The organism is Pseudoflavonifractor sp. An184 (assembly GCF_002160305.1).
Classification (GTDB): Bacteria; Bacillota; Clostridia; order Oscillospirales; family Oscillospiraceae; genus Lawsonibacter; species Lawsonibacter pullicola.
The window spans coordinates 1-12438 of record NZ_NFKI01000074.1; the positions used below are offsets into that span (position 1 = coordinate 1).

Genomic DNA, 12438 nt, shown 5'->3' on the forward strand with positions numbered 1-12438 from the left:
GTCCACCCGTTCCCATTCCGAACACGGAAGTTAAGCTCGCTTCTGCCGAAAATACTTGCCTGGAGACGGGCCGGAAAGATAGGTAGTGCCAACACAAAAGGACGGACAGTTTGCTGTCCGTCCTTTTTCTTTTTCTACGAGCTGCGCAGAGTTAGGATCTCCGTCTTTTGAGAGAGACAAGAAATGCCTCTTGTGTCGAATTCAGGAGTTTGTTATAATAGCCTCGTTACGGTAAACCCGTGAGATTTCAACGATTTGAGATGAATGGAGGTATTTGGAGCAATATGCAGTGGAAACGGGTTGGCAGCTGTGCTGCGGCGCTTGCTTTGATGATGACGATTGGTGTGCAGCCGGCTCTGGCGGCGGCCACGCCTTACCGCTTGAACGTACCAAGCGGATATGTGAGTTCTTTTTCCGACGTCCAGGAGGACGACTGGTACTATGACTATGTGGCGGTGCTGAACAGCCGGGGGATGATCGACGGCTATGGAAACGGACTGTTTGGGGCCAATGATCCCCTGACCTCCGGCGCAGCTCTGGTTATGGTGCTGAAAGCGGCGGGCAGCGGGGATCTTGCCGCGACCGGAGATCACTGGGCCAGCGGTTATGCGGACTACGCGGTGTCCCAGGGTTATTTGACTCAGGAGCAGATCGGCGACCTGGACCAGCCCATGGCCCGTGTCCTGGTGGCGGAGCTGGCGGCCAGGGCCCTGGGGGTGGAGCCATCCTCAGAGCGCTCGCCCTTCTCGGATGTGGACAACGGATATCTGACCGCCCTGTATGAGCTGGGAATCATTACGGGAAGCGAGGAGGATGGGGAGACCGTCTTTTTGCCGGATCAGCCCATCACCCGGGCGGAGATCAGCGTGATTGTCTGGCAGGTGGACCGGGTCCACACCTATGGGGAGCAGATTTTGTTCCAGGGAGCTTACTATGATATTCTGGAGGACGTTCCGGTCAACACCTATGACCCGGAGGGCTTTTCCAAGGATGAGAACGGGTACATTACCTATACGGAGGATGGAGTCTATGTGACCAAGGGGGTGGATGTATCCGTCCATCAGGGGACCATTGACTGGCAGCAGGTGGCGGACGCCGGCTTCGACTTTGCCATGATCCGGGTGGGATACCGTGGCTATGGCACGGAGGGCAACATGCGGGGCGACACCCAGTTCCTCAACAATGTGCAGGGCGCTCTGGACGCCGGCCTGGATGTGGGAATTTACTACTTCTCCCAGGCCATTACCGTAGAGGAGGCCCGGCAGGAGGCCGCCTATGTGATCGAGCAGATCGCGCCCTACCGCATTACATATCCGGTGGTCTTTGACTGGGAGCGGCAGAACTACGCCGGTTCCCGGACTCAGACCATTCCGGACACCGGCCTCCTGTGCAGCATGGCCAACGCCTTCTGTGCGGACATTGAGGCGGCGGGTTACGAGGCGATGATCTACTTCTATCAGAATCTGGCCTACAACAATCTGGACTTGAGCCAGCTGCTGGACTATCCCTTCTGGCTGGCCCAATATACCGATTATCCCTCGTTTTACTATGATTTCGACATGTGGCAGTATACCTCCAGCGGGAAGGTGCCCGGAATCTCCGGCAATGTGGATCTGAATCTGCGGTTCTTCCGGGATGGGGAACTCCCGCCGGAGGACAGCGGAGATGTTGAGGATACTCCGCCCTCGCAAGATATACCGTCCAGCCAGGATGGAGCGCCGAAAGAAGAAAACACAGAGTCTGAAATCAGTCAGGACATCTAATGAGAGACCAGCGTCAGCAGGTAAATGCCGACGCTGGTTTTTTATTTTGGAGAAACAGACACAAAAATCTTGACAAAGCGGGAAATATATAGTATAGTCACACTAGAATAATGATAATTATTCTCATTAAGAAAACGGGGAAGATTTACGATCGTGTAAGGAGGTCTTTTCATGAACCGCAAGGCATTCAACCGAATCAACTATGGCCTGTTTTTAGTGGGCTCCGTGCTGGAGGGGAAGTACCAGGGGTGTGTGGTCAACTCCCTGCACCAGATCACCTCCAGCAATCCGGCCAAGTTCTCCCTGAGCCTGAACAAGAGCAACGAGACCTATAAGGCGGTGGAGGCCGCCGGCAGCTTCGCGGCCACCGTGCTGGAGCGCGGCACCCCCAAGGAGCTGGTGGACCTGTTCGGCTATAAGTCCGGCCGTGTAGTGGACAAGTACGAGGGCTTCCAGGTGGAGACCGACGGGGCGGGCAACCCCTATGTGAAGGACCACGCCCTGGCCCGGATCAGCTGTAAGATTGTGGACAAGCTGGACCTGGGCAGCTATGTGCTGTTTGTGTGCGAGGCCACCGAGGCCGAGGTGCTGGGCGAGGGTCCGGCCATGACTCTGGACGACTACCGGGGCGAGGGCGGCGCAACTCCGGCGGCGGCCACGGTGGTCCGGATCGTGGAGGAGGTGGCCTGGCGGTGCACCATCTGCGGCTACATCGCCGAGCGGGAGACCCTGCCCGACGACTACCGGTGCCCCATCTGCCGGGCCCCCAAGGATAAATTTGAAAAAATGTGACCGAGAACATACCTCGAGCAAGAATGAAGTTTCTCCAAAATTAGACAATATTTTCAAGAAACGAAGTTTAAGCAGCCGAAGGGGCTTGCTGTCTGTGAATGGCAGATGGCAAGCCCTTCCGTTTTGTCTGAGCGCTCCTATTACGGAAGTCATCCAGGTTCTCCATCCGCTCTTGCTCGGCTTTCCTCTTGGCATAATATTGCACCCCACTTCTTATCCAGTATGCCATACTGTCTAACAAATGGGGTGCAGTTCATTTTGTTCCGGCGGGGAGCGTTTCGTTTCCCATGCCCTGGTTTCAGTTCTGAGTGGTGCTGGGGGCCAGGTAGTCGCCCAGGACATACCCCTCTTCAAAGTTGCCGCCGCCGGTGGCATAGCGGATGTGGTACCAGCCGTTGCCCGCCTCCTCCAGCACGGTGACGGTGGCGCCGTCCGAGGTGCTGGCCTGGACGGAGTAGTCCGTCCCAGGGCCGGAGCGGATATTCAGTCCGCCGCCGCCCACGCCGGTGATCACCGCGTCGGTGTTGGGGGCCAGGGTGGTGCCCGAAGTGGTGGTTCCGCTGCCGGTATCGCCGCTGGTGTCGATGTCCTCTCCGGTGCCGTCGCCGGTGCACAGGATGGCGCAGGAGGCGGTCTGGCCGCCGGCGGAGGCGGTGATGGTCACCGACACCTGGTCACTGCCCTTGTATACGTTGGTGATGTTGCCGTACTCGTCCACGGTGGCGATGTTCTCATTGCTGCTGGTCCACTCCACTGTCACCTGGGCGTCCTCAGGCACCGTAGTCACCGTCAGCTGGAAGGACTCGCCCGCCTGGAGGGCCACCTGGTCCTCGTCCGTGCGGCTGAGGGTCAGGCTCTCCAGCGTCACGTTGCCGGCGGAGGTGGAGACAGATGTGCCGCCGTTGGAGCCGCTGGGCGTGCTGCCGAACAGCAGGGGGGACAGAGTGGTAAAGACGATCACCACCGCGGCAATGATCAGGACCAGGGAGATGACGAGCCCGGCCACCTGCAGGGGGTTGGGCTGGCCGCCCCGGCCGGACCGGGAGCCGCCGGCCACCCGGCGGCCGCCTACGGGCGGATAGCTGCGGCCGCCCGGCCGCTCGTCGCAGAAGGGACAGCGCTTATATGTGGTGGAATATTCTTCCCCGCAGTTCTCACACCGGATCACATCGGTATTGCGGCGGGGGGGAGCTTTCTTTGTGGCCATAGGGACCTTCCTCCATCATCAGTTGGGATGGCAGACCGGGAACAATCCTGCGGTCTCAGCTTTCATTTTACAGGGAATTAACGGCCCCGTCAACGGGAAAAGGGGAAATAACAAATTTTTAACAAAATTATGTCAACTTTTGCCGAAGGAGGCCCCTGGACTTCTTGACCGGGGGCCCACTTTCTTTTATAATGACTCTCAGCAGCGGGGCCTGTGGAAACAGGCTTCCGCCAGCCGTCGGAGAGGAGACGATCCCGGATGAAGCCAGGAACCATGACCGCCGCCCAAGTCCATAAGCAGTACAGCGAGGCCGTCACCGCCTTCCGGCGGTGGATTCCCGACCCCACATTGCGCCAGGCCTTCAATCGGGAGGCGGACTCCTTCTTCCAGCACTGCGCCCTGGGGGTGTGGCAGGCGGACAACGCCCAGGCCATCACGCCCAAGCATGTGAAGTTCTACAACGCCATCTACTCGGGAAAAAACCTCTCCCCCTCCGCCCTGTACTGGGAGGTGGCCTCCGGCGTGGCCAACTACGACCTGTTTCAGCCCCCCGCCTTCTTCCAGGCCCTGCGGGACTACGACCGGCGGAAGGGCACCACTCTGGCCCGGCGCTTTGCCGACCAGACGACCCTCATCCTCCTGCTGTTCGCGGCGGTGGACGATGTGGTCAGCGAGGCCGAGGCCGGCTTTGTCAACTCCTGCTCCGACATTCTTCTGGAGCTGTGCGGAAAGGACGGCCTGTCCGGAGACCGCCCCGCCCTGAAGGCGGACGAGTTCATCACCCGTACTCCCGCTCCCCCTCAGGAGGCCCCCAAGGAGGCGGCCAAGGGGAATCAGGGGGAACCGGAACCCCTTCCGGCGGAGCCCGAGCCCACTCTGGAGGAGCTCCTGGCTGAGCTGGACAGCCTGTGCGGCCTGGCCAAGGTGAAGGAGGACGTGAAGAGCCTCATCAACCTGGTGAAGGTGCGCAGGCTGCGGGAGGAGGCCGGCCTGCCCGTCCCCCCCATGTCCCTGCATCTGGTGTTTTTAGGCAACCCGGGCACCGGCAAAACCACGGTGGCCCGCCTGCTGGCAAAAATTTACCACGCCATCGGAGTGCTCCCCAAGGGACAGCTGGTGGAGGTGGACCGCTCCGGTCTGGTGGCCGGCTTTGTGGGACAGACCGCCCTGAAGACCGGCGAGGTGGTCCAGAAGGCCATCGGGGGAGTGCTGTTCATCGACGAGGCCTACGCCCTGGTGAACGCCGAGAGCGCCAACGACTTCGGCCACGAGGCCATCGAGGTTTTATTGAAAAACATGGAGGACCACCGGAAGGACCTCATCGTGATTGTGGCCGGGTACGCCCAGCCCATGGAGCGCTTTCTCCACTCCAACCCCGGCTTGGAGTCCCGGTTCAACAAATACTTCTACTTTGAGGACTACAATGGAGAGGAGCTCTTCTCCATCTTCCAGTCCATGTGCAAAAAGAACGGCTACACCCTCTCCCAGGAGGGGGAGGCGCAGATGAAGCAGGACTTGCTGGAGCTGTACGAGAACCGGGACGAGAACTTTGGCAACGCCCGGGACGTGCGCAACCGGTTTGAACAGGCGGTGGCCCGCCAGTCCAACCGGGTGGCACAGCTGGAGTCCCCCACCCGGGAGCAGCTGATGGAGCTCCTCCCGGAGGATCTTACGGAGCCAGAGGCCCCGAGAGAAAATTAGGATTTGTTATGAAGATTGCATTTTATACCCTTGGTTGTAAGGTCAACCAGTACGAGACCCAGGCCCTGGAGCAGCTGGTCACCCAGCGGGGCCACAGCCTGGTCCCCTTTGAGGAGACGGCGGACGCCTATGTGATCAACACCTGCACCGTCACCGCCGTCAGCGACAAGAAGTCCCGGCAGGTGATCCGCCGGGCCCGGAAGGCCGCCCCCGACGCGGTGATCGCCGTGTGCGGCTGCTACCCCCAGACCCACCCGGACGACGTGGAGAAGCTGGGGGTGGACCTGATCTCCGGCACCGGGGACCGCACCGGCTTTGTGGACCTGCTGGAGCGGGAGTGGCGGGACCGCCAGCCCATCACCGCCCTGGACGACGCCTTCCAGCGCCGCTCCTTCGAGTCCCTCCCCGCCGGCGGACTGGAGGGCCGCACCCGGGCCATGCTGAAGATGGAGGACGGGTGCGTCAACTTCTGCTCCTACTGCATCATCCCTTACGCCCGGGGGCGGGTGCGCTCCCTCCCCCTGGCCGACTGCGTCCGGCAGGCCCGGGAGCTGGAGGCGGCGGGCTACCGGGAGATCGTCCTCACCGGCATCGAGATCTCCTCCTGGGGACAGGACCTGGAGGGAAAACCGGAGCTCATGGAGGCCATTGAGGCCATCTGTCAAGGGCTCTCCCCTGATACCCGGGTGCGCCTGGGCTCTCTGGAGCCCCGGACCATCACCCCGGACTTCTGCCGCCGGGCGGCGGCCCTGCCCAACCTGTGCCCCCATTTCCACCTGTCCATGCAGTCGGGGTGCGACACGGTGCTGGCCCGGATGAACCGGAAATATGATTCCAACCGGTATTATAAGAGCGTAACATTCCTGCACGAGGCCTACGACCGGCCCGCTGTTACCACCGACCTCATCGTGGGCTTCCCCGGCGAGACGGAGGAGGAGTTCCAGCAGACCCTGGACTTTATTCAAAAATGCGCCTTCTCCGCCATGCACATCTTCCCCTACTCCAAGCGGCCGGGCACTCCGGCGGCCAAGCTGCCCGGGCAGGTGCGCAACGCCGTCAAGGAGGAGCGGGCTCACCGGGCCGCCCAAATTGCCCGGACTATGCAGGATACTTACTTAGACAGCTGGGTGGGCGAGACCGTCCCCGTCCTCTTTGAGGAGGAGCGGGAGGGGCTGTGGCGGGGCCACACCACCCGGTACTGTGAGGTGGAGGTCCAGTCCGTCCAGCCGCTCCACAATCAGCTGCGGCAGGTGCAGATCACCGGACACGCCGGAGGGGCCCTCCAGGGGGTCCTGGTATGAGCCGGATCAAGCGGGTCCACTGCGGCGATGTGAACTGCCACCTGGTCCAGGGGGAGCAGGGGGCCATTCTGGTGGACACAGGCCGTGCGGGCTACGGGGAGAAGCTGCTCCCCCTGTGCAGGCAGTGGGACGTGCGCCTCATCGTCCTCACCCACGGGCACCTGGACCACGTGCAGAACGCCGCCTTTCTCTCTCAGCAGCTGGAGGTGCCCATCGCCATGCACCGGGCCGATTTGGAGCTGCTGGAGGACAATGACCGCCAGCCCATGCAGGCCCACCGCCGCCTGGGCCGGCTGATCCAGTCCCTGTCCCGTCGGGGGTTTCAGGACACCCTGCTCCCCCCCTTCCAGCCAGACTTATACCTGGAGGACGGGGACGACCTGTCCCACTTCGGGGTCAACGCCCAGGTGGTGGCCCTCCCCGGCCACACGGCGGGCTCCATCGGCCTGAAAACCGAGGACGGCGCCCTGCTGGTGGGGGACGCCATGTTCCGCCTGTTCTCCCCCGCCCCCGCCCTGGTCTATGCGGACCGGCGGCAGATGGAGGACAGCGTGGCCAAAATCTGGGCCCTCCACCCCACCGCCCTCTACTTCGGCCACGGGCGGCCCGCCCAGGGGTTGTAAAAACAGGGAAAACCGATTATACTACTAGACGAACTCCATTTGATGTGGGAGGAGGTGACCCCATGACCCGCGCGGAATTTGACGCCATTTTTGAGAAGTGCAAGAAGAAGTATCTGCCCACCAACCAGGCGGAGATTCAGAAGAAGCTGAGCACCTTCGCCGACCAGGACGGAAAGGTTTCTCCCCAGGCCCTGGCCATCTTCTCCTTTATCGAGACGGTGCAGTACACCAACGACATGCTCTACGCCGTTTTGTCCGAAGCCCTGGATGTGGAGGACTGAACCTCCGCGCCGCCCTTTGAAAGGGCGGCGCGGCTTTATTTTTTTCTGAAAAATTCCCCGGAAAAATTTGACGGGATGGGAAAATTGGGGTACACTGATTCTAATTGTGTACCTCATAAAAAGGAGAAGGTTGGCTATGGTATTCAGCAGTCTTGTCTTTCTGCTGGGCTTTCTGCCCGCCCTGCTGCTGGTGTATTTTCTCATTCCCGCCCGGTTTCGGGGGCTAAGGAACCTGGTCCTGCTGGGGGCCAGCTTATTTTTCTACTGGTGGGGGGCCAGCAAGCTGGTCCTCCTCATGGTCCTTTCCATTCTGGTCAACTACCTGGGCGGCCTTCTGGCCGGTCAGGCGGACCGGCGGCTGGCCCGCTTCGGGGTGATCTTCGCCTCGGCGGTGGGGCTGGGGCTGCTGGGGTGGTTCAAGTACGCCGGATTTCTGGCCCAGACCATCCACAACCTGGGCTTTGCTGTCCCCATCCCCCAGGTGACTCTGCCCATCGGCATCTCCTTCTTCACCTTTCAGGGGCTCAGCTACGTCATCGACGTGTACCGGGGGGACGCCCCCATTCAGAAGAACCCCCTGAACGTGGCCCTGTATGTGGCCCTGTTCCCCCAGCTGGTGGCCGGCCCCATCGTCCGGTACACCACCGTCATGGCGGAGATCGCCCACCGGGAGGAGAACCTCCCGGAGTTTGCCGCCGGCGTCACCCGCTTCTGCTTCGGCCTGGCCAAAAAGATGGTGCTGGCCAACTCTATGGGGCAGATTGCCGACGGGATCTTCAATCAGACGGCGGCCAACCTGGACCCCGGCCTGGCCTGGGTGGGCGCCCTGGCCTACACCTTCCAGATCTACTTTGACTTCTCCGCCTACTCGGACATGGCCATCGGTCTGGGCCACATGTTCGGCTTCCGGTTCCTGGAGAACTTCAACTACCCCTATATCTCCCGCTCCGTCACCGAGTTCTGGCGGCGGTGGCACATCTCCCTGTCCACCTGGTTCCGGGACTACGTGTATATCCCCCTGGGAGGCAACCGGTGTTCCAGGCTCAAGCACATGCGCAACATCTTCGTGGTGTGGCTGCTCACCGGACTGTGGCACGGGGCGGCCTGGACTTTCGTGCTGTGGGGACTGTGGTTTTGCCTGCTGCTGCTGGGGGAGAAGTTTCTGTGGGGAAAGTACCTGGAGAAGCTGCCCAGTCTGATCCGCTGGGCCTACGCCATGTTCGCCGTCATCCTCAGCTGGGTACTGTTCCGCTCGGTGGACCTGGGGCAGGCCTGGGCCTATCTGGGGGCCATGTTCGGTCAGACCACCGGTCTGGCCCAGGACGGGCAGGCCCTCTACTACCTGCTCCAGTTCTGGCCGGAGTGGGCGCTGGCCCTTATCGCCTTCCTGCCGGTGAAGCGCTGGGCCCAGTCCTGGCTGGAGGCCCGGGGGAGCGCCGGTCAGGCGGTCGCCCTGTGGGTTCCACGGGTGCTGGCCCTGGGACTGCTGGCCCTCTCCTACCTGGAGCTGGTCACCGGCTCCTTCAACCCCTTCATCTACTTCCAATTTTAAGGAGGGTCACCCATGAAAAAGAGCAAATGGGCCGACTGGCTTGTTGTCATCGGTTTTCTGGGGTTCCTGGCCCTGGCCCTTGCAGTCACCCTGGTCCGGCCCAAGTCGGGCTGGTCCTACTATGAGAACCGGAATCTGGCCCGCCCGGCGGAGCTGTCGGTGGAGACGGTGCTGGACGGCACCTTCCCCGCCAGCGTGGAGCCGGTCCTTCAGGACCACGCCGCCGGGCGGAACATTCTGATGAAGCTGTCCGCCTGGGCCGACCTGCACCTGTTCCACCGCCCGGTGGTCAACGAGGTGGTCCCCTCGGACGGCATGCTCCTGGGCTTCAACGCCTATGAGACCCCCGACCCGGCGGTTATTCACAACCAGGCCCAGGCCATGGCCGGGCAGCTGGCCCAGCTGCGGGACGTGGTGGAGGGGTACGGCGGACACTTCTACTACGTGGCCGTGCCGGGGCAGTACACCTATTTCTCCGACTCCTACCCGGACTTTCTCAACAGCCGGGAGGCGTACACCGCCCTGGAAATCCCCGCCTTCACCCAGGCCATGGAGGAGCAGGGGGTAAATCTTCTGGACATGGGGCCGGTGCTGGACCAGCTGGGAAAGCCCAAGGAGTACTACTCTCTGGCCGACTACCACTACCAGTTTGAGGGGGCCTATGTGACCTACCGGGCCATCCTGGAGGAGCTCAACCGGGACCTGGGGCTGGACCTGACCGTTCTGGACGGGGACTCCCTCACGGTGGAGACCCTGCCCAACCCCTATTTGGGCTCCCGGGGGAGAAAAATTTTCGGGCTGGAGAACTGCGGGGAGCACCTGACCATCGGTCTGCCCAAGGACCCCATCCCCTTCACCCGGGCCGACAACGGCGCTGAGACGGCGGCTACCGTGTACGCCATGCCCGCCACCGGCACGGAGGACGTGCTCTACTCCCTCTACATGGGGGGCGACGTGGGGGAGACCGTCATTGAAACCAACCGTCCCGGCCTGCCCTCCATTCTCATTTACGGGGACAGCTTCACCAACCCGGTGGAGTGTCTGGCCTATTACAGCTTTGACGAGATGCGCAGCATCGACCTGCGCCACTACAAGGACAGGACTTTGGCCGACTATATTCAGACCTACCAGCCCGACATCGTGGTGGGCATCCGGGACTATGAGGCCCTGCTGTCCACCGACTTCAACGGCAGTCCCTTCCAGATTCAGCCCTGACAGGAGGCGAGCGCCATGAAATTCAGACCGGAGGCGGGGGACTTTCCCCTGGAGCAGGACAGCTGCAAAGCCGACTACGCCCAGGCCCGGGAACTGGGGCGGGTCCGCCTGGGGCAGCGCGCCCTCTACTTCTCCCACCTCACCTGGACCGGGGTTCTCCCCCTGGACCAGGTGGAGCGGGCCTATCTGCGCATTGAGGACGTCCCCGTGGGCATGGGCTGCCGCCGGGTCCCCATGGGGCAGCACTATCTGATGGCCCTTCTGCGCTCGGGAGACGCCTGCAAGGGAGCCCTCAACGGCCGCAAGGAGGGGGACTGGGTGCTGGAGCAGCTTCGCGCCCAGGCACCGGACATCAAAATCGGCTATGAGGCCCCCGCTCCCGGGGAGGCCGCCCCATGACCGTCACCGGGGAACAGGCCCGGGCCCTCCGCCTGCGCCGCCACCACCTGGACCGGCCCCTCCCCTCCGGCGCGCTGGTGGAGGCCGCCGCCGGCTGCGGCGTGCAGAACTCCCCCCCGGGGGCCTGGGAGACCGCCCTGTGGAACCGGGTGGAGGATGTCACCCTCCCTCAGCTGGAACAGGCGCTGTATGGGGAAAAAACCTTGCTCCAGGCCTGGAGCATCCGAGGTGTGCCCCTGGTCTTTCCCACCAAGGACGCCGGGGTCTTTCTCGCCCCCCTGTGCGCCCGGCCCGGGGAGGAGCCCTGGATCTACACCCGGGGGATCACCGGAGCCCTGGAGGCCCTGGGGCTGGGCTTCGACGACCTGCTGCCCCTGGTGGAGTCGGCCTGCGCCTGTCTGGACAAGGAAACAGTGCAAAGCAAGGAGGCCCTGGACCGGCGGCTGGCCGGTGTGATAGAGCCCATGCTCCCCCCTGAGGTCCGCCCGGCCTGGAACGCCCCCTCCATGTACGGCCAGCCCGACCGGCAGACGGTGGGCGGGGCGGCGGTGTCCTTCCTTCTGCGGCCCTGCTCCTTCCGGGGGAAGGTGGTCTTTGGGGCCCGGGAGGGGATCTACCCCACCTTCACCTCCCCCGCCCGGTGGCTGGGGCGGCCTCTGCCTGATGATCCAGACGGCGCGCGGGAGCTGGTGCGCCGGTTTCTCCGCTGTTACGGCCCCGCCCAGGTCTCCGACTTCCAGAGCTGGCTGGGCTGCGCTCCCAAGCAGGCCAAGCGGCTGTGGGGCGGCATTGCGGAGGAGCTGGCGCCGGTGGAGCTGGATGGGAAGCGCCGGTGGGTCCTGGCGGAGGATCTGGACCTCCTCTCCCAAGGGGAGGAGGGGGAGCGGCTGCTCCTCCTGGGACCCCACGACCCCTACCTGGACCTGCGGGACCGGGACCTGATTCTGCCCGACAAGGCCCGGCAGCGGCAGGTATGGAAGACGGTGGGCAACCCGGGGGCCGTCCTGCTGGGCGGCCGGGTCATCGGCTTCTGGACCGTCCGCACCAAGGGTGAAAAACTGGACGTATCGGCCACCCTGTTTGAGCCTCTCTCTCCCGCCCAGCGCGCCCGGCTGGAGGAGCTGGCCCAGGGCTATGCGTCCTTTCGGGGGAGCGCCCTGCGAACCTATACCGTCTCATAAGAATTGCCCCAGGCGCAAGTCTGGGGTAATTTATTGTACAAAGAAAACCACTCGCTAGGCGAGTGGTTTTCTTTCAGCTTGTCAAAAAACCGCTGTTGAGTAGAACTCGCCTCAGTTTTGGCGGGGGAGCTCGAGGGGGCGGCAGCCCGCCTCGAGTGGGATCGAATGCCCCGAATGCCTTGCACGGCAAGGCGTTCGGCGAGCGCAGCGAGAACTTTTCCGCCGCTGCGCGGCGGAAAAGTAACGGCATTTTTTCAGGCTGTCGGAAAAGTCCTTGGACTTTTTTGACAGCCTGAAAGAAAACCACTCGCTAGGTGAAGTGAACCCCAAAAGTTAGACAAATATTTGAATTAAGCGACCTGAAGGGTCTGGTATCTGTGTTGAGCAGGTGTCAGGCCCTTCAGTTTTAGCTTGATTCTGCGA

11 protein-coding genes and 1 rRNA gene are annotated in these 12438 nt (G+C 62.5%); 11 read left to right on the forward strand and 1 reads right to left on the reverse strand.

Going from position 1 to position 12438, the window contains the following annotated elements; translation table 11 throughout:
• The 3 genes from rrf to B5F19_RS15280 form a co-directional block, all read left to right on the forward strand.
• A 5S ribosomal RNA gene (rrf, locus tag B5F19_RS15270) occupies positions 1 to 94 on the forward strand; the annotation flags it as partial.
• 190 nt (positions 95 to 284) lie between these two features.
• Positions 285 to 1763: a GH25 family lysozyme gene (locus tag B5F19_RS15275; protein ID WP_162612596.1), complete on the forward strand. Its 1479-nt coding sequence runs from the start codon at positions 285 to 287 to the stop codon at positions 1761 to 1763.
• A gap of 171 nt (positions 1764 to 1934) precedes the next feature.
• The gene (locus B5F19_RS15280) at positions 1935 to 2555 is read left to right on the forward strand and encodes a flavin reductase (RefSeq protein WP_087292119.1); all 621 of its coding nucleotides are present in this window, start codon (positions 1935 to 1937) and stop codon (positions 2553 to 2555) included.
• A gap of 298 nt (positions 2556 to 2853) precedes the next feature.
• On the opposite strand, the gene B5F19_RS15285 is transcribed toward B5F19_RS15280, so the two are convergent.
• The gene (locus B5F19_RS15285) at positions 2854 to 3762 is read right to left on the reverse strand and encodes an SH3 domain-containing protein (protein WP_087292122.1); all 909 of its coding nucleotides are present in this window, start codon (positions 3760 to 3762) and stop codon (positions 2854 to 2856) included.
• A gap of 258 nt (positions 3763 to 4020) precedes the next feature.
• Between B5F19_RS15285 and B5F19_RS15290 the strand changes: the two genes are divergently transcribed.
• The 8 genes from B5F19_RS15290 (at position 4021) to B5F19_RS15325 (ending at position 12015) form a co-directional block, all read left to right on the forward strand.
• Entirely contained in the window at positions 4021 to 5463 is a 1443-nt protein-coding gene (locus B5F19_RS15290; RefSeq protein ID WP_087292125.1) for an AAA family ATPase, read from the forward strand.
• Positions 5464 to 5471: 8 nt separating this feature from the next.
• Complete coding sequence (mtaB, locus tag B5F19_RS15295; RefSeq protein ID WP_087292128.1) at positions 5472 to 6764, forward strand: tRNA (N(6)-L-threonylcarbamoyladenosine(37)-C(2))-methylthiotransferase MtaB; 1293 nt, start codon at positions 5472 to 5474, stop codon at positions 6762 to 6764.
• A complete protein-coding gene (locus tag B5F19_RS15300) occupies positions 6761 to 7387 on the forward strand; it encodes an MBL fold metallo-hydrolase (RefSeq protein ID WP_087292131.1) in 627 nt (208 codons plus the stop codon). The genes mtaB and B5F19_RS15300 overlap by 4 nt, the downstream gene beginning before the upstream one ends.
• 62 nt (positions 7388 to 7449) lie before the next feature.
• Positions 7450 to 7668, forward strand: a complete 219-nt coding sequence (locus tag B5F19_RS15305) for a hypothetical protein (RefSeq protein WP_087292134.1) — start codon at positions 7450 to 7452, stop codon at positions 7666 to 7668.
• Positions 7669 to 7804: 136 nt separating this feature from the next.
• A complete protein-coding gene (locus tag B5F19_RS15310; protein ID WP_087292138.1) occupies positions 7805 to 9220 on the forward strand; it encodes an MBOAT family O-acyltransferase in 1416 nt (471 codons plus the stop codon).
• A 12-nt stretch (positions 9221 to 9232) separates the two neighbouring features.
• Positions 9233 to 10435, forward strand: a complete 1203-nt coding sequence (locus B5F19_RS15315) for a hypothetical protein (protein ID WP_087292141.1) — start codon at positions 9233 to 9235, stop codon at positions 10433 to 10435.
• A 15-nt stretch (positions 10436 to 10450) separates the two neighbouring features.
• Positions 10451 to 10834 (forward strand): hypothetical protein, encoded by a 384-nt coding sequence (locus B5F19_RS15320; protein WP_087292144.1) that lies wholly within the window; start codon positions 10451 to 10453, stop codon positions 10832 to 10834.
• Positions 10831 to 12015 (forward strand): winged helix DNA-binding domain-containing protein, encoded by a 1185-nt coding sequence (locus tag B5F19_RS15325; RefSeq protein ID WP_087292147.1) that lies wholly within the window; start codon positions 10831 to 10833, stop codon positions 12013 to 12015. The genes B5F19_RS15320 and B5F19_RS15325 overlap by 4 nt, the downstream gene beginning before the upstream one ends.
• Positions 12016 to 12438 lie beyond the last annotated feature (423 nt).